General features: G+C 59.9%; 28 protein-coding genes and 1 other RNA gene. 12 read left to right on the top strand and 17 right to left on the bottom strand.

Annotation, left to right across the window (positions count from 1 at the left end; all coding sequences use genetic code 11):
- Positions 1-20: 20 nt before the first annotated feature.
- The 11 genes from pal to ruvC all read right to left on the bottom strand — a co-directional run bounded on the left by pal (position 21) and on the right by ruvC (position 9,595).
- A complete protein-coding gene (gene pal, locus F0184_RS00600) occupies positions 21-506 on the bottom strand; it encodes a peptidoglycan-associated lipoprotein Pal (RefSeq protein ID WP_150493401.1) in 486 nt (161 codons plus the stop codon).
- 149 nt (positions 507-655) lie between these two features.
- On the bottom strand, positions 656-1,978 hold the full coding sequence (tolB, locus tag F0184_RS00595) for a Tol-Pal system beta propeller repeat protein TolB (protein ID WP_208998292.1): 1,323 nt from the start codon (positions 1,976-1,978) through the stop codon (positions 656-658).
- 58 nt (positions 1,979-2,036) lie between these two features.
- Complete coding sequence (locus F0184_RS00590; protein WP_150493397.1) at positions 2,037-2,969, bottom strand: TonB C-terminal domain-containing protein; 933 nt, start codon at positions 2,967-2,969, stop codon at positions 2,037-2,039.
- 9 nt (positions 2,970-2,978) lie between these two features.
- Entirely contained in the window at positions 2,979-3,428 is a 450-nt protein-coding gene (gene tolR, locus F0184_RS00585; protein ID WP_150493395.1) for a protein TolR, read from the bottom strand.
- 3 nt (positions 3,429-3,431) lie between these two features.
- Complete coding sequence (gene tolQ, locus F0184_RS00580; protein WP_150493393.1) at positions 3,432-4,139, bottom strand: protein TolQ; 708 nt, start codon at positions 4,137-4,139, stop codon at positions 3,432-3,434.
- A 297-nt stretch (positions 4,140-4,436) separates the two neighbouring features.
- Entirely contained in the window at positions 4,437-4,907 is a 471-nt protein-coding gene (locus tag F0184_RS00575; RefSeq protein WP_206668285.1) for a YbgC/FadM family acyl-CoA thioesterase, read from the bottom strand.
- 96 nt (positions 4,908-5,003) lie between these two features.
- Entirely contained in the window at positions 5,004-7,118 is a 2,115-nt protein-coding gene (locus tag F0184_RS00570) for a methyl-accepting chemotaxis protein (protein ID WP_208998264.1), read from the bottom strand.
- 75 nt (positions 7,119-7,193) lie between these two features.
- Positions 7,194-8,234, bottom strand: coding sequence for a Holliday junction branch migration DNA helicase RuvB (ruvB, locus tag F0184_RS00565; protein WP_150493389.1), 1,041 nt, complete (start codon positions 8,232-8,234; stop codon positions 7,194-7,196).
- Positions 8,224-8,469, bottom strand: coding sequence for an endonuclease (locus F0184_RS00560; RefSeq protein WP_150493387.1), 246 nt, complete (start codon positions 8,467-8,469; stop codon positions 8,224-8,226). Before F0184_RS00560 ends, ruvB begins: the two co-directional genes overlap by 11 nt.
- Entirely contained in the window at positions 8,466-9,083 is a 618-nt protein-coding gene (ruvA, locus tag F0184_RS00555; protein ID WP_150493385.1) for a Holliday junction branch migration protein RuvA, read from the bottom strand. Before ruvA ends, F0184_RS00560 begins: the two co-directional genes overlap by 4 nt.
- Positions 9,080-9,595 carry a crossover junction endodeoxyribonuclease RuvC gene (ruvC, locus tag F0184_RS00550; RefSeq protein ID WP_150493383.1) on the bottom strand — a complete coding sequence of 172 codons (516 nt, stop codon included), beginning with the start codon at positions 9,593-9,595 and terminating at the stop codon, positions 9,080-9,082. Before ruvC ends, ruvA begins: the two co-directional genes overlap by 4 nt.
- Before the next feature lie 95 nt (positions 9,596-9,690).
- Between ruvC and F0184_RS00545 the strand changes: the two genes are divergently transcribed.
- Complete coding sequence (locus F0184_RS00545; protein WP_150493381.1) at positions 9,691-10,452, top strand: sulfite exporter TauE/SafE family protein; 762 nt, start codon at positions 9,691-9,693, stop codon at positions 10,450-10,452.
- Between the two features lie 122 nt (positions 10,453-10,574).
- Here F0184_RS00545 and F0184_RS00540 read toward each other — a convergent pair whose 3' ends face one another.
- From F0184_RS00540 to F0184_RS00520, 6 genes are all read right to left on the bottom strand, one after another.
- Positions 10,575-11,321, bottom strand: a complete 747-nt coding sequence (locus tag F0184_RS00540; RefSeq protein ID WP_150493379.1) for a YebC/PmpR family DNA-binding transcriptional regulator — start codon at positions 11,319-11,321, stop codon at positions 10,575-10,577.
- Between the two features lie 129 nt (positions 11,322-11,450).
- Positions 11,451-12,272, bottom strand: a complete 822-nt coding sequence (locus F0184_RS00535; RefSeq protein WP_150493377.1) for a TIGR00282 family metallophosphoesterase — start codon at positions 12,270-12,272, stop codon at positions 11,451-11,453.
- Positions 12,273-12,304: 32 nt separating this feature from the next.
- On the bottom strand, positions 12,305-12,913 hold the full coding sequence (locus F0184_RS00530) for a 5-formyltetrahydrofolate cyclo-ligase (RefSeq protein ID WP_150493375.1): 609 nt from the start codon (positions 12,911-12,913) through the stop codon (positions 12,305-12,307).
- Between the two features lie 29 nt (positions 12,914-12,942).
- A non-coding RNA gene (gene ssrS / locus F0184_RS21095) (6S RNA) lies at positions 12,943-13,097 on the bottom strand.
- A 93-nt stretch (positions 13,098-13,190) separates the two neighbouring features.
- Positions 13,191-13,562: a cell division protein ZapA gene (locus tag F0184_RS00525; protein ID WP_150493373.1), complete on the bottom strand. Its 372-nt coding sequence runs from the start codon at positions 13,560-13,562 to the stop codon at positions 13,191-13,193.
- Positions 13,563-13,568: 6 nt separating this feature from the next.
- Entirely contained in the window at positions 13,569-13,865 is a 297-nt protein-coding gene (locus F0184_RS00520) for a DUF4164 domain-containing protein (protein WP_150493371.1), read from the bottom strand.
- Between the two features lie 424 nt (positions 13,866-14,289).
- Here F0184_RS00520 and tkt point away from each other — a divergent pair, with 424 nt between their 5' ends.
- The 11 genes from tkt to F0184_RS00465 all read left to right on the top strand — a co-directional run bounded on the left by tkt (position 14,290) and on the right by F0184_RS00465 (position 25,694).
- A complete protein-coding gene (gene tkt / locus F0184_RS00515) occupies positions 14,290-16,278 on the top strand; it encodes a transketolase (protein WP_150493369.1) in 1,989 nt (662 codons plus the stop codon).
- 122 nt (positions 16,279-16,400) lie between these two features.
- Positions 16,401-17,411 (top strand): type I glyceraldehyde-3-phosphate dehydrogenase, encoded by a 1,011-nt coding sequence (gene gap / locus F0184_RS00510; protein WP_150493367.1) that lies wholly within the window; start codon positions 16,401-16,403, stop codon positions 17,409-17,411.
- Between the two features lie 86 nt (positions 17,412-17,497).
- Positions 17,498-18,121 (top strand): LysE family transporter, encoded by a 624-nt coding sequence (locus F0184_RS00505; RefSeq protein WP_150493365.1) that lies wholly within the window; start codon positions 17,498-17,500, stop codon positions 18,119-18,121.
- 19 nt (positions 18,122-18,140) lie between these two features.
- Complete coding sequence (locus F0184_RS00500) at positions 18,141-19,337, top strand: phosphoglycerate kinase (protein WP_208998291.1); 1,197 nt, start codon at positions 18,141-18,143, stop codon at positions 19,335-19,337.
- Between the two features lie 26 nt (positions 19,338-19,363).
- Positions 19,364-19,753, top strand: a complete 390-nt coding sequence (locus F0184_RS00495; RefSeq protein ID WP_150493361.1) for a VOC family protein — start codon at positions 19,364-19,366, stop codon at positions 19,751-19,753.
- Between the two features lie 201 nt (positions 19,754-19,954).
- Positions 19,955-21,022, top strand: a complete 1,068-nt coding sequence (gene fba, locus F0184_RS00490; protein WP_150493359.1) for a class II fructose-bisphosphate aldolase — start codon at positions 19,955-19,957, stop codon at positions 21,020-21,022.
- Between the two features lie 129 nt (positions 21,023-21,151).
- Positions 21,152-21,793, top strand: coding sequence for a thiamine phosphate synthase (locus F0184_RS00485; RefSeq protein WP_150493357.1), 642 nt, complete (start codon positions 21,152-21,154; stop codon positions 21,791-21,793).
- 88 nt (positions 21,794-21,881) lie between these two features.
- Complete coding sequence (locus tag F0184_RS00480) at positions 21,882-22,958, top strand: tetratricopeptide repeat protein (RefSeq protein WP_150493355.1); 1,077 nt, start codon at positions 21,882-21,884, stop codon at positions 22,956-22,958.
- 155 nt (positions 22,959-23,113) lie between these two features.
- Positions 23,114-23,677, top strand: coding sequence for an elongation factor P (gene efp, locus F0184_RS00475; protein WP_150493353.1), 564 nt, complete (start codon positions 23,114-23,116; stop codon positions 23,675-23,677).
- A 57-nt stretch (positions 23,678-23,734) separates the two neighbouring features.
- Positions 23,735-24,532 carry an inositol monophosphatase family protein gene (locus tag F0184_RS00470; protein WP_150493351.1) on the top strand — a complete coding sequence of 266 codons (798 nt, stop codon included), beginning with the start codon at positions 23,735-23,737 and terminating at the stop codon, positions 24,530-24,532.
- A gap of 172 nt (positions 24,533-24,704) precedes the next feature.
- Entirely contained in the window at positions 24,705-25,694 is a 990-nt protein-coding gene (locus F0184_RS00465) for a flagellar motor protein MotA (protein WP_150493349.1), read from the top strand.
- The last annotated feature ends 3 nt before the right edge of the window (positions 25,695-25,697 follow it).

Below are 25,697 nucleotides of genomic sequence, written 5' to 3'. Positions count from 1 at the left end.
CAATCGCACGGCGGCCCGGATTAGTTGGTCGCGTTGTTCAAGACCGTGACTGCCCGGCGGTTTTGCGACCAGCAGCTGTCATTGTTGCAAACAGCGACCGGCCGTTCCTTGCCGTATGAAATCGTCTTGATGCGCGCAGCCGGAACACCATTTGCGACCAGATAATCCCGGGCGGCGTTCGCCCTGCGGGCACCGAGAGCAAGGTTGTACTGGCGTGTTCCTCGCTCGTCCGCGTGGCCCTCGACCGTAACCGTGTAGCTTGAGTACCGGTTCAGCCACTGCGCCTGCTTGTCCAGCGTTGCCCTCGCTTGCGCAGTCAATGTCGACTGATCCTCAAGGAAAAACACCCGGTCTCCGACATTGACGACAAAGTCCTGTCCCGTGCCCGGCGCCGCAGTGCCGCTCGCCAGGTCCGGTTTGGTTTGGGCGCAGGCGGCCAGAAACATCATGACCGCGACCACACCCGCAAACCGCGCGCCTTGCGCGATTTTGTTCACAACCAACATCTATCAACTCCTACTACCCGGCCTTTGCCGGACATGCCCACCCGAGCGCATGGTGAACAGCTTGTATCCAAAGAGGGTTAAGGCGCGATTGGCAAACATGGTAAACGAAACCCTACCGACCCCGTTTAGGATTCGGGATTGCCAGCCTGCTAGTCGAGCAACGGAGACCACGATGGATCAGACGCGAAGGCCGGTGTTCCAAGCCGTTGTTCATTGTAGCCGGTCAGGTCCACGGTCCAAACTTGCGGTCCGCCATTCGCACCAGGGGTATCGCGGAAGAACACCAAAACACGGCCATTTGGTGACCAAGCCGGCCCCTCATTGTGATAACCTTCGGTCAAGATGCGTTCTCCACTGCCGTCAGGCTTCATCACGCCGATCATGAACCGCCCCTGGTGCATTTTGGTGAACGCGATCAAATCTCCGCGAGGTGACCAGACCGGTGTCGAATAGCGCCCTGGGCCGAACGAAATACGCTGCGGATTTTGGCCGTTGGCGCTCATGACATAGAGTTGCTGGGAGCCGCCTCTGTCGGATTCGAACACGATACGCTGGCCATCCGGCGAATAGGACGGGCTCGTGTCGATCGCCGCCGAATTGGACAAACGGGTCGTCCGGCGCGACCGCAAATCCATTTTGAAGATGTTCGCATTGCCGCCCTGCTGCAGGCTCATGATCACGCTCTGACCGTCCGGGGAAAAGCGCGGAGCGAAAGTCATTCCCGGAAAGTTGCCCACGATCTCGCGTTGCCCCGTCTCAATGTTGAGCAAGTAGACGCTTGGGTCCGTGCCCGCATAGGACATGTAGGTGATTTCCTGGCTGGTCGGGGAGAACCGCGGTGTAAGAACGAGTTCATCCCCACGGGTCAGATAGCGGACGTTGGCCCCGTCCTGATCCATGATCGCAAGGCGTTTGACCCTGGCGTCCTTGGGGCCTGTTTCGTCCACGAACACGATCCGCGTGTCGAAATATCCCTTTTCTCCGGTCAGGCGCTCATAGATCGCATCCGAAATGATATGGGCAAGCCTGCGCCAGTTTTCCGGGGTCGTATAGAATTGCTGGCCAAGCATTTGCTCGGCGGCAAACACATCCCAAAGGCGGAACTCGGCCCGCAGCCGTCCATCGGGCTGGCGGGAAACCGTACCGCTGACCAGCGCCTGCGCGCCGATGGTCCGCCAGTCGCCGAAACGCGGGGTGGTGTCGACGCCCATGTTCTTCTGGATGAATGCGGCCGGATCCAGTGGCCGGAACAATCCCGAACGCCGGAGATTGTCGGCAATGACCGAGGTCATGTCGGAGGCCAGTTTCGGATCTCCGCCGCCCGCTGCGAAATCCGGCAGCGCGATGGGAAGCGGCTCGATGTTGCCTTGGGTAATGTCGAGCTCGATCAAGGCTCGAGCCGGCTGACTGATCAGAACGAGGCAGGCGAAACCAAGAACGATGGCAAAAGCCGCCTTCAGCGTGCGGGCCATGTCCCAAGCGGGGGAAAATGCAAGCATATAAGCTCCATGTCCTTGATTTTTTGACATTTTAACCACCCAAAAGTTCTCTGGGGTCGAAATTGAGAATAACTTCTTGCCAATCATCATACTTCGCGATCGGCAACGAGTAAGGAGCACAACGCATAACGGCCCGCACCGCGCTGCTGGCCGCGGCCTGGAAGGCCGGATTGGTGCTGGAGTTCAAGACTTCCGGCCCACCGGATACCTCGCCCGATTGAGACAGATTGAACCGCACGCGGACACTCAGATCCTCGGCGCCGGCGGCCCCGACCGGCGGGTTCCAGCATGCCGACACCTGACTTCGCAAGGCATCGAGCTCCGACTGGGTCATCCGGATGTTTTCCCGTCCCGATCGGGTTCCCAACGAGGCCGGCTGATCCGTGTTCGATGTCGTCCCGCCCGACGGCTCAACCTTGTTCAACAGTGCTGCGATCTGGTTGGAATTGAAATCCTGCTCCTGCCGGGTCGGCCGGGGTGGAGCGGGTTTGGTGCGCGGGCGCGCAGTAGTCACGATCGGTTGCGGGGCCGGATCGGCTGCTGGCACCGGTTCGGAAACGGGGGCTGCTTCGGGAGCAGGGCCAGCCTCCGCAGCGGCGTCCGGGACCGGTTCGGGTTCCGTTTCCAGCGTCGGGGCCGGCGGGGTCGGCTCAGGTGGTGTCGGGGCTGGCGGTGTTGGAGCTGGCGGGGTTGGCTGGACCTGCCGTGGCTCTGCGGGGCGCTCCACGGGTGCGGGCACTTCCTCGGCCGGCGTCTCGGTGGGGGCAAGAGCCGAAACATCGCGGACTTGGTCCGCGTCGCGCTCCCCAAGCTGCAACTGCGTAAACTCGGAAACCGATACGAGTTCCACGGGCAGTGTTTCGACAGACGGTGTCGGAAAGCTCCCAGCATCGGGAAGCGCCAAAAGCCCCCAGACGATGATGGCCGAATGACCGGCCATAGAAGCGAAAAGACCGACACGCATCGTGTGCCACTAGTCCTGTTCTTGCAGGGTCACGAGACCAAGCCGGTTGAAACCTGCCGAATTGATCCGGCCCATCAGCCGCATCATCGTGCCGTAGTCAGAGTTCTGATCGCCGCGGATATAGATCCTCTCTTCGTAGCCATTCTCGGCAATTGCCTCGAGTTTCGGGACAACTTCATCAATGGCGATCTCGGTATCCTGAATGAAAATCTGACCGTCTGCGTTCACCGAAATCGTGATCGGTTCATTATCTCCCTCGAGCGCATTCGCCCGGGTTTCTGGAAGATCGATGGGAACGCCAACCGTGAGAAGAGGCGCGGCCACCATGAAGATGATCAACAGAACAAGCATGACGTCCACAAAGGGCGTCACGTTGATCTCGCTGATCATTTGGTTGCGCCGGCGCCGACGTCCCCGCCGTCCACCGGCCGCGCCGCCTGCACCTGTCTGCATGCCCATGGCCTAAAGTCCCTGATCGATCTGGCGTGACAAAATGGCGGAGAATTCGTCGGCGAACCCTTCCATCCGCGTCACCGCCTTCGCCACGCGATTGCTCAGCATGTTGTAGGCAATAACCGCCGGAATTGCGGCGAGAAGGCCCAGCGCGGTCGCGAACAACGCTTCCGCAATACCGGGTGCGACAACAGCAAGATTGGTGCTTTCAGAGTTTGCGATCGCCTGGAAGGATGTCATGATGCCCCAAACCGTGCCGAACAGGCCAATAAACGGCCCTGCCGATCCGACCGACGCCAGAACCAGAAGCCGGCTTTCCATCCGTTCGGCCTCCCGCTGGATCGCGACGTCCATGACCCGGTCGATCCGCTGCTGAAGGCTGGCGATTGCGGGGCGCGCCCCTTCATGACTGCGCTTCCACTCTCGCATCGCCGCCACGAACAATGCCGCCATGCCCTGGTTGGAGCGGTTCTGGAGCGTGCCATAGAGGTCTTCCAGAGATTGACCAGACCAGAACACGTTCTCGAACCGGTTCATCTGCCGCATCATGCGCCCGAGCAGCATTACCTTGTCAACGATGATCGCCCAGCACCAAACGGACGCGATCAACAGCCCAACCATGACGAGCTTGACGATGAGATGCGCCTGCCAGAACAGAGCAAAGAACGACAGCTCGCCTTCCGGCGCCGCCAAAGTGGACTGAACGAGTTGATCCATTGATCTTGAGACCTCTTGGCCATGTTGCATTGTCGGAACGGTTCGGGGCCGCGCCCTGCGGTCCCCGTAGGCTCACGCTGGTTTTCCGGACGTCCATTTGCCATTGGTGCCTCCATGGGCTCCGAATCAGGCAAAACTGGGACTTTCGCGCAGAAAACCCGCCGCCTCTAATGGACTCAACTATGGTTACTGCTTCCTTAAGACAAGCGATCCTGTTTTAGCCAATCGCTCGATCAAACGCCGGACGCCTCACGCTGCTCAGCCGTCTTCGGTGTCGCGGTTCCCTAGGGGGCGCTCTCACCCTTGATCCAGGTCTCCGGCGCTCACGAGGGACGCCAGCTTGCCAGCGGCCGGGGACGGAAGCCGGGTCGGTCTGCCCGCCGACGTGATGACGGCGACCTCGACATCGGCCTTGACCGAAAGATCATCGCCGCGCCAAATGGACTGATCCAGCCGAATACGGGCACCGCGATGTTCGCGCACGATGGTGCGCACGATCAAAAGATCGTCGATCGTTGCCGTTTTCAAGAAATCGAGGTTCAGCCGGCGCACTGCGAAGGCCAGCGCCGGACCGTCTCTGCCGCCGTCTCGCAGGTCGGCGTGGTTGATGCCCGCCAACCGCAAAAGGTCCGAACGTCCCCTCTCGAAGAATCGCACATAACTTCCGTGGTACACGATGCCGGTGAAGTCGGTGTCTTCATAGTAGACACGCACGGGCAACTCATGGGTTTGCCCATTCAGGCGTCCGGCAAGATCGGGCCAATCCATCGAAGCTGTCTCCTTCCAGCGTGGCATCAGCCTCTAAACAAAAAATCCGGCCAGGACCAGTCCCGACCGGATTTTGGTGTTCGCCAAATCAGAAGATCAGGCTGCGGCCACTTCCTGCAAAAAGCTCTCGACGGATTCTCTCAGCTTGCCCGCCTGCGCCTTCATTTCCGCAGAAGCCTGCCGCATGCGTTCGACGGCTTGCGCGTTCTCGACCACGTCGTCGTTCAAACTGGAGACCACCGCGGACACATTTTGCGTTCCGTGGGCAGCTTCCCCGACGTTTCTGGAAATCTCGCCGGTGGCCGCGCCCTGCTGTTCCACCGCAGCGGCGATCGAGGCGGTGTACTCATTGACTTCGCCAACTGAACTGGAGACACGGCTGATCTCTCCCACCGCATCCGTTGTCGAGGCCTGGATTGCGGCGATCTGTGTTGAAATCTCTTCCGTGGCCTTGGATGTCTGGGTTGCCAGTTCCTTCACTTCAGCGGCAACCACCGCAAAGCCACGGCCGGCTTCGCCCGCGCGGGCCGCTTCGATCGTGGCATTGAGCGCCAGAAGGTTGGTCTGTTCCGCGATCTCCGAAATCAGAGACACGACATCCCCGATCCGGTTTGCGGCCTCCGCCAATCCGGCGATCTTCTGGTTCGAGGCCTGGGCACTCTCGGTCGTGCGCCCAACAATCTCAGAGGTGGTTTGCACCTGCCGCGAGATCTCGGCGATTGACGCATTCAGTTCCTCGGTGGCAGACGCAACCGCCTGGACATTCGCAGAGGCCTGTTCCGCGTCCTGGACCGCCCCGCGCCCGCGTTGTTCCGACGCGCTGGACCGTTCCGACAAGGCGTTCGACAGATCCTCGACCCGCGCCAGATTGTCCTCGACCACCGCAAGCACTTGCTGGGCCTCCGCACGGAACGCGCCGATCAACCCGTCGATCTTGCGCTCCCGCTCCTCGCGGGCGATGTGCCCGAGCTTGCGTTCGGCAGCAAGTCTTTCGCGTTCGACCGAATTGTCTTTGAAGACCTCGACACACCGGGCCATGTCACCGATCTCATCGTGACGGTCTGTCGCCTCGATTGTCACGTCCAAATCGCCATCCGCAATCCGCCGTGCGGAACCCGACAGGGTTTGCAAAGGGGCAAACATACGGGTGGTCAGCCACCAGATGATCAAAACGACCGGCAGAAGGCAGAGAACGCCGGTAATGATGACGCCATAAACGATCTGATCACGGGCGGTTGCAAGCTCACTTTGCTGGAGAGCCTTGGCAACGGCAAACGGCTGTCCGACAATGTCACCTGTGGATTTGGCATACCGGTAGGTGCCGTCGGACAATGCGATTTCGCCTTTTGGAGCGTCCAACAAGGCAGCGCCGAGGACGGTGCTGACCGTTCCGGCCATATCGAGTTCGACCGCCAGTCCGTTCGCATCGACAAGAATGGTTTTTTCGGTGTTCCCCAAACCGGACGCTTCGTTCAACAGGCTGGAGATGCGCTGCATATCCGCCGTGAAGGCGACAACACCGAAAAACCGGTCCAGATAGAATACAGGTCCCGCAATCACGAGCGAAACCGCGCCATTCTCGTCGGCGACAAATCCCGAACTTGCCAGCTCGCCGGCCGTAATCGCCCCGGCCTTGGCCTTTTCCATCAGCGGGGCTGCCGCCTTGACGACCGGATGATTCGCGATCTCGGATGCATCGATGGTCCGGGCATAGACCGCATCCTTGCCATAGCTGTAGGTAATGTTGCCGTCCGGATCGATGAGTGCCACATCGGAAAAGACGCCCTTGGACATCATGCCGGCAAACGTTTCATGGATTTCACGGTGATTGGTGACGTAGTAGTTGGTCACCTCTGGTTCGACCAGAAGGTGCCGCTCCCCCTCGCCATGGGGATTGTTCGTCACGAAGATTTCGCGCAGTTGCGCCGTTTGATTCTCGCCAAGATTCTTCCAGCCGACAAGCATTTTCATCAAGCTGTTCTTCGCTTCCTCAAGCGGCAGGAAAAAGCGCACATTGTCCGCCACCTGGGCCACGGCAAGCTCCAGAACCCGCTGCTTGCCGTAGGTGGCGCTCGAAAGTGCCGTATCAGCCTGACGATTTGCTACGCCACCCGCCAGATTTGCCGTAACCGCGACTATAGCCACGCACATGCCCAGCGCTCCGCCCAGGAACATCAAGGCAAGTTTTGTCGACAGTCTTTTTCTGATCATTCTTCCCCCCGCATCAAAGCGCGAGCGGATTATTCATGACGGATCGCAAATAAAGTTTTAATGGGTGCGTCAAAACTACCTAGGGTCTTCGAACAGGCCCGGTTGCGCAGCCACGCCTTCGCGCGGCACCGCCATGCCAAGATGGGCAAACGCCTGAGGACTGAGCACGCGGCCCCGTGGCGTGCGCTGCAAGAAGCCGGTCTGGATCAAATAGGGCTCGACGATTTCTTCAATCGCATCGCGCGGCTCCGACAAGGCAGCCGCCAGCGTCTCGATGCCGACCGGGCCGCCGCCAAAGTTCCGTGCGATCTGGTTGAGATAGCGCAGATCGAGACTGTCCAGTCCTGCGGCATCCACCTCAAGCTGCGACAGGGCCTTGTCCGCCAGTTCCCGATTGATCGTGTCCGCGCCCGCCACGACCGCAAAATCTCGGACGCGTCTCAACAGGCGGCCTGCGATTCTCGGGGTTCCCCTGGACCGTTTCGCGATTTCGCGGGCGCCATCCTCGGCCATCCCCACACCGATGATCCGCGCGCCGCGTTTGACGATATGCTCAAGTTCGGCAACGGTGTAAAACTGCAGACGGACCGGTATGCCAAACCGGTCCCGCAGAGGCGTGGTCAGAAGACCAAGCCGGGTCGTTGCGGCAACAAGCGTGAACCTGGCCAGATCGATCTTGACCGAGCGGGCCGCCGGCCCTTCCCCGATGATGAGATCGAGCTGATAGTCCTCCATGGCGGGGTAAAGGATCTCTTCCACCGCGGGATTGAGGCGATGGATCTCGTCGATAAAGAGTACGTCCCGCTCTTCAAGATTGGTGAGCAGCGCCGCCAGGTCCCCTGCCTTGGCAATCACGGGCCCCGATGTCGCCCGGAAATTTACACCCAATTCCCGGGCCATGATCTGCGCAAGCGTGGTCTTGCCCAATCCCGGCGGCCCAACGAACAGCACATGATCGAGAGCCTCTCCCCGGGCCTTGGCCGCCTCTATGAAAATCTTGAGATTGGCCCGCGCTTGCGCCTGTCCAACGAAGTCGTCCAGCGCCTGGGGGCGCATCGTGCTGTCGATTTCGTCGCCGCGAATTTCGGGCGTGACCAGCCGGGCATCATCCGACATTGCCGGCCACCCAGATCAGCATCACAAGCAGGAACATGGCATAGGCCACGCGCAGGGCGTAAAACTTACGGAATTGCTTGCGCACGAAGGGGTCGTCCGTCTCCACCCGGCGCCCCTTCACCGCATAAATCCGGCCCTCCACCGATTTCGCGAACTGGTGGTCAATAAACATGATCCCGCCCAGGCCGGACACGATGAAAACGACAGCGATGAGGCCGAAAATGACAGCGGTCACTGGGCAAGCTCCTTCAGGCCAAGACGGATCAATTGTTCTGTTGTGGCGGTATCGCCGGCGGTCTGGATGGCCTTCGCGACAGCCGCACTCGCTTGCGGCTGGCCGTAGCCCAGGTTCGTCAGAGCCGATACCGCATCCGCAACCGGTCTTGCCGCAAGGTTTTCGGACACGTCCCGGGCAACCGCAAGCGTCGGACCGTCAACCGAGGCAAACCCCGGCGCCTTGTCTTTCAGTTCCGCCAGAATGCGTTCGGCCACCCTCCTGCCAACACCCGGCGCGCGCGAAATGGTCGCCTTGTCCGACAGCGCGATGGCATTGGCGATCTCACCGGCCTTCAGAATCCCCAGGACAGCCAGAGCGACTTTCGCGCCAACGCCCTGCACTGTCATCAGAAGCCGGAACCATTCCCGTTCCGCTTCCTGGGCGAAGCCGTACAGGCGGATCATATCCTCGCGAACGATTGTCTCAATGTGGAGAACCGCCGCCTCTCCTGGTCGCGGCAGCCCCTGCAGCACCCGGGAAGGGCAAAACACCTGATAGCCGACACCATGAACGTCAAGGATGACATGATCCTCGCCGATACTCTCCAAGGTCCCTTTTAACTTTCCGATCATACGCCCCCCACCTGCGCCAAACGTCCCAAGGGCGCTTTACGGTGATGCGCGTGGCAGATGGCAATGGCAAGCGCATCGGCGGCATCATCACTGTTAAACACGGCTTTGGGCATCAAAACCTTGACCATTGCCCGAATTTGTTCCTTTTCGGCATGCCCTGTCCCGACCACGGTCTTCTTCACAAGATTGGGCGCGTATTCCGCCACCTGCAGACCGGCGAGCGACGGAACAAGCAAAGCAACGCCGCGCGCCTGCCCCAGTTTCAACGTCGCCCCCGCGTCCTTGTTGACGAAAGTGAGTTCCACGGCAGCTTCCATAGGCGCCTGCCGCTGGACAACCTCCGCGAGCCCGTCATGCAATTGGACCAGGCGGCGGGCAAGCTCCAGTCTATTGTCCGAGGTGACCGTGCCCGATGCGATGAAAGACAACCGGTTGCCCAGCGTTTCGATCACGCCCCAGCCGGTGCGCCGCAGCCCTGGGTCAATCCCAAGAATTCGAATCGGAGTCATCATGGAACAAAGCGGTAACAAAGCTTTCGTCTTGACGCTAGCCAAAGCGGAGCGTACCGCTGTGCGCATGTCAGTATTTTGTGCCCGATCGTCACGTCATGCTTGACGTGTTCGCAAGCTTCTCGCCAGCGCTTCTCGCGCTTCTGGGCACCGTCATTTTCATTGCGGGATGCGTGCGCGGGTTCGCCGGTTTTGGGGCGGGCATGATCTTCATGCCGGTCGCCGCGAGTTTCATTTCGCCAGTGACGGCGGCGGCCACCTTCCTGTTCATCGACGGTCTGGTTGCCGCTCCCTTGATCGTGAGAGCGATCAGGATCTGCGACTGGTCGACCGTCCTGCCTGTCGTCGCTGGATCGATCGTGTTCGTTCATGCCGGGGCTTGGCTCCTGGCAAACGCAGACATCCTGACCCTCCGGTGGGTTCTTTTCGCAATCGTGACATCATTGCTGGCGCTGCTTGTGTCCGGGTGGCGGTATCAAGGCCGGCCAACGCGGCCTGTTTCCTTCGGCGTGGGCAGTGTCGCCGGTGTTCTTGCCGGCGTCAGTCAGGTGTCCGCCCCACCTGTTGTCGCGTTTTGGCTGACGGGCAAAGAAGTGCCGGCAGTCGTCCGCGCCAACCTGATTGTCTATTTCGCGCTTGCGAGCGTCGGAACATTTGTCGCGTATTTCATCAACGGGTTCTTCACGATCGCGGTGTTCCATCTACTGATCGCCGCGGTTCCCGCTTATGCTCTTGGCCTTTACCTTGGCTCCAAAGGCTTTGGCGCAGCGGATCCAAAGATCTATCGGTGGGTCGCCTACAGCCTCATCGGACTGGCTGCGATCACCAGCATGCCAGCTCTGGACCCTCTGCTGCGATAGCTTCGCCTGGCATTTGGCGGATTGCCCGCCGATCCGCCTGTTGAACCCAGGCAAAAACCGGACCGGCTTGTCAGAAAGTTAAAGCCCCGGCACGCCGGGGCTTTGAAATCGGTCGGGCCGCCTCAGGATGCAAGCTGTTCCATGGTAGCGTCGTCAACATCGAAATTGGCGTACACATTCTGCACGTCGTCATCGTCCTCAAGCATGTCGATCAACTTGAACAGCGTTTGCGCCTTTTCCCCATCAACGGGTATCAGGTTCTGCGGCTTCCAGATGATTTTGGTGGAGTCCGCCTCGCCCAGCGCGGTTTCCAATGCCTTTGCGACCTCATTCAGATCTTCAAATGCCGTATAGACAGTGTGACCGTTCTCGTCAGACTGCACATCTTCAGCGCCCGCTTCGATCGCCGCCTCGAGCACCGCGTCGGCTTCCCCTGCTTCTCGCTTGTAGGTTATCTCGCCAACGCGATCGAACATGAACGAAACAGAGCCGGTCTCCCCGAGCGACCCTCCACATTTGGTGAAATAAGACCGGATGTTGGAGGCCGAACGGTTCCGGTTGTCGGTCAAGGCTTCCACCACAACGGCGACGCCGGCGGGACCATATCCTTCGTAGCGGATTTCCTCGTAATTCTCCGCATCACCGGATTGGGACTTGTTGATCGCGCGCTGGATGTTGTCCTTGGGCATGGACTGCGCCTTGGCGTTCTGAACGGCCAGACGCAGGCGCGGATTTGAATCGGGATCCGGATCGCCCATTTTCGCGGCGACGGTGATTTCCTTGGACAGCTTGGAAAACATCTTCGACCGGGCAGCGTCCTGGCGCCCCTTGCGGTGCATGATGTTTTTGAATTTTGAATGTCCTGCCATGGTTCTTCTCAGGCTGTGTGCGACGGCTATTTGGATAGGATCGCGACGCTTATATGCAAAGGCGAAGCTGAAATCCAGCATTGACGGCTCAGGAGTTTCGCCGGATCGGGCAGATCACGGCATCCCCCGTCAGCTCCAAAAATGGGGAACAACCTGGTCCAGCCGGCCGCCGATGCGCAACGGGGCAACTTGGGTGGCCAACCCGGTCCGGTCGTCTGTTTCAACAGCAAGGCCACAAATCGTGCTTTCACCCAAGGCCGGAGTAAAGCGGCCGCCGGGGATCTTGCGCTGGAAGCGCTGGACGGGCTCGTCCTTCTCCATGCCGAGCACGCTGTCGTAATCGCCGCACATGCCCGCATCCGACTGATAGGCCGTACCGCCGGGCAGGATCTGATGGTCGGCTGTGGGAACGTGGGTGTGAGTTCCCACGACCACGCTCACGCGGCCGTCGAGAAAATGGCCCAGAGCCTGCTTTTCGCTGGTTGCTTCAGCATGAACGTCGATCAGGATCGCGTCCGCGACCTGACCGAGCGGACAGTCGTTGACCACGTTATCGATCGCAGCAAACGGATCATCAAGGGACTCCATGAAAACCCGGCCCATCACGTTGGCGACCAGAACCTGCGCGCCGTTTCGTGCGGTGAAGAGGTTCGCGCCGCGCCCCGGTGTTCCAGAGGGAAAGTTGACCGGCCGGAGCAGACGATCCTGCCGCTCGATATAAACCAGCGTATCGCGCTGGTCCCAAACGTGGTTGCCCGTTGTGACAACATCGGCCCCGGCATCGACCACATCTTGAAGAATGGCCTCCGTGATGCCGAAACCGGAAGCGGAATTTTCGCCATTCACCACCACGAAATCCAGACGGTATTGCTCGACCAAACCCGGCAATTGTCCAATGACGGCGGTGCGGCCGGATCGGCCGACAAGATCCCCCAAAAACAGTAGCCGCATCGTCCTTGCCCGATAAGTTTTTAGAACCGTCCCTACCCGGACGCTGCGCCGGGCGGTTGTGCGAACCTTTGAAATCCACTTTCGGTCAGTATGCCTGAAAGACGTTTATCGTGGGGCTCCGCGGGCACGGTGTCCACCTTTTGCGTGTCGAATGCAAGCCCGATACACACAACGGGACCAGTCCCTTCCAGGGCGGCAATCACTGTATCGTAGTGCCCCTTGCCGTAACCAATACGGTTCCCGACGCCATCGAAGGCCGACAACGGCATCAAGAGCACATCGGGGCGAAGCTCCTCCGCCGCGGCACCAGGCGCCATGGTTCCGAATCCCGCAGGTTCGAAATCGCTCTCCCGGTCAAAAGCCCGGAACACAAGGTGCGGTTCGGCAACGACTGGCAAACAAAGAAGGTGTCCGCGCTCGCGCAAGCGCGCCAGAAGAGGACGGGGGTCCAATTCATCCCGAATTGGCCAGTACCCGGCCACGATCGCGCCGTCCGGGAGATCAAGATCCCCCGCATACTCGGCAACACTCAATGCAACCTCGATCCGATAGGTTGGATCCAAGGCCATCCTGCGCTTGAGAGCCATTTTCCGCAAAGACGCTTTTTTGTCCGTCACTTTCGGGACTTGGACAACACCCATCGGAAAACTCCACGCCGGATTGCAGATGAGGTGCAGCCGCCCGACCGTGGGAATGTGCGATCCCGGGAACCTACAAAGTAGGTGGGCGCCGTGTGCGACAGACCACGGTCCGAAGCAGGGACAGCTCCCGCGAGAAAGCGTAAGGCCCCGGGGAAATGTTTCCTCACGGGCCGCGCAGCCGCCTACCAGATATAAGGCCCAGGCTGATAAAACGCCACCCCATGTGCGCGCAGATGGGGTGCAAACACCAACCAATCGAAATTGGGGCGCCAACAGCCTACTGTGTCTTGAGAGTTTTGCTCAGGCTTTCGCTCAAAACCTCGAGCCGAGAGGCGGTCCGATCGATCAGTCGGACAATTTCCCCTTCGCTGGCGGCCCGGCTCGATGCAGCGGTTTCTTGCGCATGCCGCAGTGCCGTCAATTCTGCTGTCAATTCATCAAGTTTGCGCTCAGCCTCGGAGAGCTGATCGGTGGCCATGATCCCGGCCATGACGGTAAGCCGCTGATCCCCGATTTCCCCGAAAGCGCCTTTGAGCTCTGAAATCCAGCCATCGAACCGCCGGGCCAGACCCATCAAGCGCTCTTCCTCGCCATCATCGCAAGCCATCCGGAATGTCTTGCCATTGATCGTAACCGTGATCTGCGCCATCGCCAGTTAGCTGCCCCGTTCTTCGAGGACGAAGCGGATGGATTCCATGGCCGTCACCAGCCGGCGGGATACATCTCTATTGGCTTCTTCCAACCGTTCTGCCCGGGCTTGCGCCCGGTCGAGGGTCTCGGCCAGTTCCGCGCGGTCCTGCCCCAGTCGTTGGATATCGTCTTCCAGAGAGTTCAGGGACCGATCGGCATCGACACGTCTTTGCACCGCGCTCTCCAGGCCGCCGACCGCGCGCTCTAGACGTTCAAAAGCAGCTTCAAGCGAGAGGACGGGAGTCGTATCGGTTTGTGCCATTGTCCCTGTTTTCCCAGGCCGGCCTTTTCCGGCGATCTTCGTGCATATAATCCCAATTCCAGATTACGGGGGATCGGGCTCGCAAATTTCCTCAACATTAAGTGAGATGACAAGATTGAACGCCAACCGATTGATGCTTTGGCAACACTCGCCAAGACACCCGCTCCAAACACTAGAAGCTGACTATTATTCGCGTCAATGGAAACGTGACAAAGCCGAACAAAGCGCGGCCGCGCGTCGTTCATCGCAACCCGGGCGCCTTTGTTGACTTGCGGAACGTTCCTGATATGTGTCGGGCGCCTTTTCGGCCGATGCTGGCTGGGTTTCCGACGGGTCCGGGTGCTGTGCCCCTTCCGCACCGAGATTCAAGCATCGGGCTGACAGATCAGTTGTGGCGAGGCCGCCGCCAACAAACAGGACGACGATGACCGATCTTGAAAAACATCAGCGCATGGCGAATGCGATCCGCTTTCTCTCTGTCGATGCCGTCGAGCAAGCCAATTCCGGTCACCCTGGCCTGCCCATGGGCGCTGCCGATATCGCCACGGTTCTGTTCACGCAGTTCCTGAAATTCGACCCGACCGCTCCCAACTGGGCGGATCGTGACCGCTTCGTGCTCTCAGCCGGTCATGGTTCAATGCTGCAATACAGCCTTCTGTACTTGCTCGGCTATGAGGATTTCACGCTCGACCAGTTGAAGAACTTTCGTCAGATCGGCGCACTAACCGCTGGGCATCCCGAATACGGGCATGGCGCGGGCATCGAGACCACGACAGGTCCGCTTGGCCAGGGGCTGGCCAACGCCGTTGGCATGGCCATCGCCGAGCGCCTGCTCGAGACCCGATTCGGAAGCGACCTGGTTGATCATTACACATATGTACTCGCGGGTGATGGCTGCCTGATGGAGGGCATCAGCCAGGAAGCGCTTTCGCTGGCCGGACATCTCAAGCTGAACAAGCTGATCGTCATCTGGGACGACAACGGGATCTCCATCGACGGTGCCGTCAGCCTCACGGACAGCACCGATCAGGTGGCTCGATTTGCAGCTTCGGGCTGGAACACACTGTCGATTGACGGCCATGACCCGTCCGCAATCGAGACGGCGATCAGGCAGGCTCAGGCCAGCGACCGACCGACTCTGATCGCGGCCAAGACCACGATTGGCTTCGGCGCTCCGACAAAGGCTGGCACGGCCAAGGTTCATGGCGCACCGCTTGGCGCCGACGAGATCAAGGGCGCGCGCGAAGCGCTCAACTGGCCCCATGATGCGTTCGACGTTCCAAGCGATATTCTGGACGCCTGGCGGATTGCCGGATTGAAATCGGCCCACGCTCGCAAGGACTGGGAAAAACGCTTCGCCAACAAGGACGCGGACACCCGAGCCGAGTTCGAGCGCCGGTTGCGCGGCGATCTGCCCGCAGATCTGCACGAAGCCCTGCAAGCCTACAAGAAGCAGCTTGCGGATGATCAACCGACCATGGCGACACGAAAGGCCTCAGAAGCCGTTCTGTCAGTGATCAATGGCGTGGTTCCTGAAACCATTGGCGGGTCGGCCGACCTGACCGGGTCAAACAACACGAAGACAGAACAGACGGCCCCTGTCACGCCGGATGACTTCTCCGGCCGCTACATTCATTGGGGCGTACGGGAACATGGGATGGCTGCGGCCATGAACGGCATGGCGCTGCACGGTGGATTGATCCCCTATTCCGGCGGCTTCCTTGTCTTTTCCGACTATTGCCGTCCGGCAATCCGCCTCGCGGCCTTGATGAAACAGCGCGTCATTCATGTGATGACCCACGATTCCATTGGTCTTGGCGAAGACGGGCCGACCCACCAGCCCGTGGAACATTATGCCGCGCTGCGGGCCATTCCCGGACTTAACTTCTTCCGCCCGGCGGACATCACAGAGACCCTGGAATGCTGGCAGCTCGCCCTGGAGGCGAAGGAGACGCCATCGATCCTCGCCTTGACCCGGCAGAATCTCGCCTCCCAGCGCAAGACATACGAAGACAAAAACCTGTGTGCCCGCGGCGCTTATGTTCTCATCGATAGCGATGACGAAGCCCAAGTCACAATCTTCGCCTCCGGATCGGAAGTGGAAATCGCAACTGCGGCCCACGCGAAACTGACGGAAGAGGGCATCGCGACCCGCGTTGTGTCCGTCCCGTGCTTCGAACTGTTCGAGCAGCAATCGGACGACTACCAGGATGCTGTCGTGGGCAACAGTCCGGTCAAGATCGCGGTTGAAGCAGGTATCCGCATGGGCTGGGACCGCTTTATCGGCACGGGCGGCGCCTTTATCGGCATGTCCGGTTTCGGGGCAAGCGGTCCGTACAAAAGCCTTTACGAGCACTTCGGAATCACCAGCGACGCTGTTGTAGCAGCAGCCAAATCCAGAATTTCGGGCTGATCCAGCCAGAAACATGCCAGGACTTTTTGAAACCTGGCCTATTCACAAGACCGGCATGGGACCGCTTGCCGGAGCGGGAATAAACGGGTGTGCTCGAGGCGCACCGAGAGCGGGAGTGGACTATGGTAACGAAGGTAGCAATCAACGGCTTCGGCCGGATCGGGCGGAATGTTCTGCGCGGGATCGTTGAATCCGGCCGCACCGATATCGAGATTGTCGGCATCAACGATCTGGGACCGGTGGAGACGAACGCGCATCTGCTGCGCTACGATTCCGTCCATGGGCGTTTCCCGGCCGAGGTTACCGTTTCCGGCGACACGATTTCCGTCGGCGGCGGCAAGCCGATCAAAGTGACCGCGATCCGTGACCCGAAAGACCTGCCGTGGGGCGAACTCGGCGTTGATATCGCCATGGAGTGCACCGGCATCTTCACCGCTAAGGAAAAGGCGACCGCCCACCTCGACGCGGGCGCCAAGCGCGTTCTGGTATCGGCCCCCGCGACAGGTGCCGACAAAACGATCGTCTATGGTGTGAATCACAACAGTCTGACCAAAGAGGATCTGGTTGTCTCGAACGCGTCCTGCACCACCAATTGCCTGGCGCCGGTCGCCTATGTGCTGAACGAAAAGCTCGGCATCGAAAAAGGCTTCATGACCACCATCCATTCCTACACCGGCGACCAGCCCACGCTGGACACCATGCACAAGGATCTCTACCGGGCCCGTGCCGCCGCCATGTCCATGATCCCGACCTCCACCGGAGCCGCCAAGGCTGTTGGGCTGGTTCTGCCCGAGTTGAACGGCAAACTGGACGGTGTCGCGATCCGGGTTCCCACCCCGAACGTGTCCGTCGTTGATCTCAACTTCATAGCAAGCCGGGAAACGACCGCCGAGGAAGTCAATGCCGCGATCAAGGAAGCCGCCGACGGCCCGTTGAAGGGCATTCTCGGCTACACAGAGGAGCAGCTGGTGTCCATGGACTTCAACCATGACCCGCATTCCTCGGTCTTCCACATGGATCAAACGAAAGTCATGGACGGCACCTTCGTCCGGATCCTGACCTGGTACGACAATGAATGGGGCTTCTCCAACCGCATGGCCGATACGGCGGTGGCGATGGCAAAGCTGATCTAACCTGGATGACGCCTTGGAAATGGCAAGTTAATCAAACGTCGGCGGGAGCGCGCAAACGCTTCCGCCTTTTTCACGAAAGCCCCACCATGCTTGAACTCTTTGCCGTCATTTCACTGACTGTCGTGGTTGCGATTGTCCCCGGTCCGGATTTCGCGGTTGTCCTGCGCAATGCGCTGGTCGGTGGACGTCTCGCAGGCATCATGACCGCGCTTGGCATCGCGCTGGCGCTTGCGGTTCATGTCACCTACGCGATTGCCGGCATCGGCCTGATCGTGTCCCAGTCGATCCTTCTGTTCAACGCGCTGAAGCTGATTGGCGCGGCCTATCTGATCTTCCTCGGGGTGACGATGTTCCGGTCCGCCTCGCCTGCCGGGCCTGTCGATACGCACACGACTGGCATGCACCCGATGAAGGCGTTGCGCTGGGGCTTCCTGACCAACGTGACGAATCCGAAGGCCACCATGTTCGCCCTCAGCGTGTTCCTACAGGTCACGTCACCCGAGACGGCGGTCTGGACCAAGATCGGCTATGGCGCGATTATGGCGGGTGGCGTGTTTCTCTGGTTTGTGCTCGTGACGATATTCTTCACGTTGCCCGTGGTGCGTCTCGGGTTCATGAAGATCAAGCTGTGGATGGAACGGTCCTTTGGGATTTTGCTGACCTTGTTCGGCATCGGCCTTGCCGCGACCACAAACTCCTCCCGTCCCTGACACCGTGAACGCAGGATAGATCATGACATACAAGACACTCGACGATCTCACCGAGGCTGCCGGCAAAAGGGCTCTGGTCCGGGTTGACCTCAATGTGCCCATGGATGGTGGCAAGGTCACGGACACAACCCGCATCGAACGGGTCCTGCCGACCTTGCGGGAACTCTCGGGCAAGGGCGCCAAGGTGATCTTGCTGGCGCATTTCGGGCGCCCCAAGGGCCAGGCAGTTCCGGACATGTCGCTCGGCCCTGTCGCTCCCGCCGTCGCTGAGTTGCTTGGCAAACCGGTTGGCTTCGCCCCCGACTGCATTGGCGATGCAGTCGCGGAGGCGATTGCCTCCATGGCGGATGGCGACATTCTCCTTTTAGAGAACACCCGGTTCCACTCCGGTGAGGAAAAGAACGATCCCGAGTTCACCAAAGCGCTCGCACAAAATGGCGACCTCTATATAAATGATGCCTTTTCCGCAGCGCACCGCGCCCATGGATCGACCGAGGGCATAGCACGTTTGCTTCCCTCCTTTGCGGGCCGGACCATGCAGGCAGAGTTGGAGGCGTTGCAGTCCGCCCTCGGGGCACCGGAGCGGCCAGTTCTCGCCGTCGTCGGCGGCGCGAAGGTGTCATCGAAGATCGATTTGCTTGAAAACCTGGTGGCCAAGGTGGACATGCTGGTGATTGGCGGGGGAATGGCCAACACTTTTCTGGCCGCCAATGGTCTGGACGTTGGCAAATCGCTTTGCGAACACGACCTCGCCGACACCGCGCAAAAGATCATGAATGCGGCAAAGCTGGGCGAGTGCGATATCATCCTGCCGGTCGATGCCGTGGTAGCCCGCGAGTTCAAGGCTGGGGCGGAGCACCGGCGCATGCCGGTCGATGCAATTCCCACCGATGGCATGATCCTGGATGCGGGCGAGGCGACAATCAACATGATCCGGGACGCGATTGACAAGGCGAAAACGCTTGTCTGGAACGGTCCCCTCGGGGCCTTCGAGATCGAGCCATTCGACGCGGCGACCGTTGCGGCCGCCCAACATGCCGCCAAACGGACAAAAGCCGGCAAGCTCAACTCGGTCGCCGGCGGCGGAGATACGGTGGCAGCGTTGAACCATGCGGGAGTGGCCGAGGCTTTTTCCTATGTCTCGACTGCTGGAGGGGCCTTTCTCGAATGGCTTGAAGGCAAAGAACTCCCCGGCGTGAAGGCCTTGGAGAGTTAAGACCCAAATAACGGGAGGCGGTTCGAATGCAACGCTGTTTTACCAGCATCTTGGCCGAAAATGTCGAGCATGCAGCCGCCTTCTACGAGACCCTCCTGGGGATGACCCGGCATTTCAACTCCGATTGGTTCATCATCCTGACGCATCCGGATCGGCCGGATCTCGAGTATGGCGTTCTTGACCGTTCCCATAACGTCGTTCCGGACGGTGCCAGCGGCATCCCGTCCGGCATCTTGGTCACATTTGTCGTAGCCGATTGCGACACGGTGCACGCCGCTGCTTTGCAGCGCGGATATGAGATTGTCGAGCCTCCAACAGACATGCCTTATGGCCAGCGGCGGATGATCCTGAAAGACCCTGCAGGCACCTTTGTGGATATCAGCTCACCGGCCTCTGAACGCCCGCCCCTGCCCTGACATTAATTTCGGAACACGAATTAATACCGCGGCACGAAAACCCGCCGGGCTCCGGAATTTAATTGATTTAAGCGCCACCCGCCGTCTTCCAAATATGGCGGGCTTTGCTAGAACGTCGGGGTACTATGCAGTGCCAGAAAGGTGTCACCCGATAGCGGTCAAACGGACGGGACCGATGACACCGACAAACGGGAGATATGAATGGCTCGGATCACGCTTCGCCAGTTGCTCGACCACGCCGCTGAGCATGACTATGGGGTACCTGCGTTCAACATCAACAACATGGAGCAGGCGCTGGCCATCATGGCGGCAGCGGATCAGACCGATTCTCCGGTGATCATCCAGGCCTCCCGCGGTGCACGGTCCTATGCCCATGACATCATGCTGAAGCACATGATGGACGCGGTAGCGGAAATCTATCCGCATATCCCGGTTTGCGTGCATTTGGACCATGGCAACGAGCCGGCCACCTGCATGACCGCCATTCAGGCCGGCTTCACCTCCGTAATGATGGACGGCTCACTCGAAGCTGACGGCAAGACCCCCGCCGGATGGGACTACAATGTCGGCGTGAGCAAGACCGTCACTGACATGGCTCACCTCGGCGGCATTTCGGTCGAAGGCGAGCTTGGCGTGCTCGGGTCTCTTGAAACCGGCATGGGCGACAAGGAAGACGGCCATGGCGCGGAGGGCAAGCTGAGCCATGACCAGCTTCTGACCGACCCGGATGAAGCGGTGAAATTCGTGCAGGAAACCAAGGTGGATGCTCTTGCCATCGCCATGGGGACCAGTCACGGGGCCTACAAGTTCACCCGCCAGCCCGACGGCGACATTCTGGCCATGCATGTGATCGAGGAAATCCACCGCCGGCTGCCCGACACCCATCTTGTCATGCATGGCTCCTCATCCGTGCCGCAAGATCTGCAGGACATCATCAACCAGTATGGCGGGAAAATGCCTCAGACATGGGGTGTCCCCGTTGAGGAAATCCAGCGCGGCATCAAGAACGGCGTCCGCAAGATCAATATCGATACGGACAATCGCATGGCGATGACCGGGCAGATCAGAAAAATCCTGGCGGAAAACCCTGGCGAGTTCGACCCCCGCAAGTATCTGAAGCCTGCGCGCGACGCCATGCAGAAGCTGTGTGCCGAGCGGCTGGAAGCATTCAATACGGCGGGAAAGGCTTCGAAAATTACCCGTGTTGCTACACTTGCCGAGATGGCCAGCCGCTACAAGGATGGCAGCCTTGATCCGAAGATTGGATAGGGGGTCATCTTTCAGCCCCGGGACCCAAAAAGAAGCCTTGTAGTGGGAGAGGGACCTTGCGTCCCTCTTTTGCCGTCTTTAGGGACAAGGATCACACTTTTCCTTGCACCGTTATTCAAGAGATCCTCCGTGAACCGGCCACGCCTCTTCCTCATCACGCCCCCGGCCTTTGATCCGGTCCCCTTTGGAACGCAGCTTGAAGCCGCATTGTCCGGCGGCGATGTTGCTTGCGTGCTGATCTACATGCCGGACGCCTTGTCCAGAGACCGCCAAAAGGCCGCCGAACAGCTGGTGCCCATCATCCAGAAGGGCGGCGGCGCCGCGATCGTGTACGGAGACACCCAGGCGGCCGGGCGCTCGGGCGCCGACGGGGTTCATATCGATACCTCACTGGAAGACCTCAAACTGGCCGTCGAAAGCTTCAAGCCTGACCGGATCGTTGGAGCGGGCGGAACCAAGCTCAAGCATGAGGATATGGAGTGGGCAGAAACCGGTATTGACTACCTGTTTTATGGCCGGCTTGACCTCGACGAACGGGAAGAGGCACATCCAAAAACGATCCAGAGAGCCGGCTGGTGGGCTGAATTGTTCCAAACGCCCTGTGTCGCCCTCGCCGGAAATATCACGGCCTCCGCGGAAGAAGCGGCAAAAACAGGTGCGGATTTCGTGGCTTTGAAGGACGCGATCTGGCAGCATGCCGACGGTCCCGCGGCAGCGGTACGCGAGGCAAACACGATACTGGAGCAATACCCGTTTGACGATGGCGACTAAGTCGATGACGGACGCACCCCTTTCGGCGGCGCCAGATCTGAATAGGTCTACCCCGCGCAAGCGATCCGGGCTGGGGGCCGCGCTGCTTATGGCAGTGCTTTGTACTGCGGCCTCCGCCCAGGACCAGGCGGATCCGTCCCCCGTCGAAACGCAACAAGACTTGCCGTCAATCGGAACGCCCTCCCCGGCAGACATCTTGCCCGGTCCGGACGCTGAAACCGGCGCTCCGGATCAACCCCGGCGGCTTATCAACGCCTTCGAGATTGGCCCGCCTCAAATCGATCCCGATGGTCAGCTTACGGCGGACATCGCTTACGGCTCCTATCAACGCGGGCTATATCTGAACGCCTTGGCGCTTGCGACGCCGCTCGCGGAATCGGGCGATCCCGCCGCGCAAACGCTCGTCGGCGTTCTCCACGAAACCGGACAGGGCATCAAGCAGGACTACAGCAAGGCCGCGGACTGGTACTCGCTTGCCGCCGCTCAGGGAAATTCCGACGCCGCCGTGCGCCTCGCCCAATTCTTCCTCCTCGGCCAAGGTGTGGAGCAGGACAAATCGAAAGCAGCGGATTACTTCGAAATCGCCGCAAATGCCGGCCTTGCCAATGCCCAATACAATCTTGCCATCCTGTACCAGTCCGGTGAAGGCCGACCGTATGACGAAGCGAAAGCCCGCGAACTCCTTGAGAAAGCGGCTCATGGCAACGATCCAGAAGCCCAGTATACCCTTGGCCTGTCCTATCTCGAAGGCTTGAGCGGAGAGCCGGATGCCGGCCAAGGCGCGTTCTGGCTCGGACGGGCCGCCCGCCGTGGGCATACGTCGGCGCAAGTCTATTACGGCATCCTGCGGTTTCAGGGCCGGGGCGTCGATCCGAACGAGGCGGAAGCCGCCGCTTGGTTCGAGCGGGCCGCCACAAAGGGAAATCCCGTGGCCATGAACCGGCTCGCCAGGCTTTATGCCAATGGGAGGGGAATGGAATACGATCCGGTCAATGCCGCGGCATGGCATTATGTGGCACGCGCGGCGGGCGTTCCCGACATGATGCTCGACAGTTTTGTCTCAAGCCTGCCGGAAACACAGCTCGCAGACGCCCGCAAACAGGCCGAGCGCTACACCGCAACAATCATGGCGCCCACCGATGATCTGAACAGGCCCACACCGTGACCGCCCGGTAGAATGCTTCATCCCGCGCGTTTACCGTGTTTTTTCCTTGAAACGTGCGCGTAAGTGTGATGGACAGACGCCAACCTCACAGCGCGCCTGTTCCTATCCACCTGTCGCGCTGACAGATCCCTACTCAATGTGAAATCGGTTGCTCCATGAAAATCAACGGAAACGAAATAAAGCCGGGCAATGTCCTTCAGCATCAGGATACCCTGTGGGCGGTCGTAAAGGTCGAACACGTGAAACCGGGCAAAGGCGGCGCCTTTGCCCAGGTGGAAATGAAAAACCTGCTGGATGGCCGCAAGCTCAATGAGCGTTTCCGGTCCGAGGACAAGGTGGAACGGGTCCGTCTGGAGCAGAAAGACTTCCAGTACCTGTACACCCAAGAAGAAATGCTGATCTTCATGGATACCGAGACCTATGAGCAGTTGGAGCTTCAGGCCGATTTCGTCGGTGACCGGGCGGCCTTCCTTCAAGATGGCATGATGGTGACTGTGGAACTTCATGACGAGCGCCCGATCGGCATCACCCTGCCCCAGTATGTCACGCTCGAAATCCGCGAGGCCGATGCCGTCGTCAAGGGCCAGACCCAGTCTTCCTCCTACAAGCCGGCCATCATGGAGAACGGGGTCCGCGTCATGGTTCCGCCGTTCATCACGGCGGGCGAGCGTATTATCGTCGACACCGGTTCGCTTGAATACGTGAAGCGCGCCGACTGATCCCCATTTTTCCGGTTTGGCCCGGATCCCGGGCCACCCAAAAAGACGGTATAGCAAATGGCTCGCACCGCGATACTGAACGTCATGGTCCAGGCTGCCACCAAGGCAGGCCGGGTTCTTGTGCGCGACTTCGGCGAAGTGGAAAACCTTCAGGTCTCCCGCAAGGGGCCTGGTGATTTCGTTTCGGCAGCCGACCGCAAGGCGGAAGAGATCCTTCGCGCCGAACTTACCAAGGCGCGGCCAACCTATGGTCTGGTAATGGAAGAAAGCGGCGAGGTCGAAGGGACGGACGGACAACACCGCTGGCATATCGACCCGCTCGATGGCACCACCAACTTCCTCCATGGGATACCGATCTTCGCCACATCGATCGCGCTGGAACGTGCGGGACAGATTGTTGCCGCGGTTGTCTACAATCCGGTTATGGACGAGCTCTACACGGCCGAACGCGGTCGGGGCGCCTTTCTGAACGACCGCCGTTTGCGCGTTGCGGGACGGATGGAACTTCCAGAAATGGTCATGGGCACGGGCCTGCCTTTCATCGGGCACGGAGATCACGGACGAGCCCTCAAGGAACTGCGGCATGTCATGCCGGAAGTTGCCGGTATTCGCCGGTGCGGCGCCGCCTCGCTGGATCTTGCCTGGACAGCCGCCGGCCGCATGGACGGCTACTGGGAGCACAACCTGAATTCGTGGGACATCGCGGCCGGGATCTTGCTGGTCAAGGAAGCTGGCGGCTATGTCAGCGACTTTTCAGGCCGGGACAAGATGCTCGAAAATGGCGACGTCGTCGCAGGCAACGAATACGCCCACAAGCATTTGCTGCGCCTCATAAAAGCGGCATCCGACGTCTGACGCCACGCCATCCTGATCCCCGTCCCGCGCAGCCGCTGCGCCCGCGCGCATAATCTGGCCCGCACGGCGCCTTAATCGTGGTTAAGGCGCACGGGGCCGGGATTAACGGTTTTCTTCGCCAATCAAATCGCGCTATCAATCGGCTACGGTTAATAGGCGACAATGGCGAATTATGGCACGCGACTTCGATCCTTACAGCCTGTCCAGTCCGCGGGCATATCTGTCCTTCATGATCATCTTCCTGGTGATCGTCGCCTTTATTGCTTTTATTCTATATCAGCAGATCGCTACCGCCTTCATGAGCAATCCGGGCCTGAACGGCCTGATCATCATGGTGGCCGCCTTTGGAATTTTGCTGTTGTTCGGCCGCGTCATCCGGCTGTTTCCCGAAATTGCATGGGTCAACAACTTCCGCCTCGGTGATCCGGGCCTCGACACCCGTTCGCCCCGGCTGCTTGCCCCCATGGCAACGCTCCTGGGCAACAAGGTCGGTGACATGACAGTGACGCCCGCGACCGCGCGGTCAATTCTCGAATCGATCGGGATGCGTCTGGAAGAATCGCGGGAGATCTCCCGCTACATGACCGGATTGCTGGTTTTTCTTGGCCTTCTGGGAACATTCTGGGGTCTATTGCAAACCGTCAGTTCGGTTGGCGCAACGATCCAGTCCCTGGATGTTGGGTCCGGTGACTCCAACGTCATTTTCGAGGATTTGAAAGCCGGTCTGGAAGCCCCATTGTCGGGCATGGGGACGGCGTTTTCTTCCTCTCTGTTCGGTCTGACCGGATCGCTGATCCTCGGCTTTCTGGACCTTCAGGCCGGACAGGCCCAGAACCGGTTTTACACCGAACTCGAAGACTGGCTGTCGACCGTGACCGATCTGGAGCCCGAGGACAACGCCCTGTTCGCGATGCAACCGACTCATACGGAACAGATCCAGGCCTCCATCGCCGCCTTGCAAAAGTCGGTCGAAGAAGGCGGAAGCCGCAATGCGGCGCAAGCCATGGCCAACCTTGCCGAAGGGATCCAAGGGCTGGTCAAGCATGTGCGTTCCGAACAACAGATGATGCGGGACTGGGCGGAAAGCCAGGGCGAGCAGCAAAAACGCATCGAGGGGCTCTTGACCTCAATCGCAGCCGCGTTTGATCGCGCGAAGGAGTAAGGC

Source organism: Roseibium aquae (assembly GCF_008711285.1).
Classification (GTDB): domain Bacteria; phylum Pseudomonadota; class Alphaproteobacteria; order Rhizobiales; family Stappiaceae; genus Roseibium; species Roseibium aquae.
This window is presented reverse-complemented; position numbering and strand designations above follow the sequence as displayed.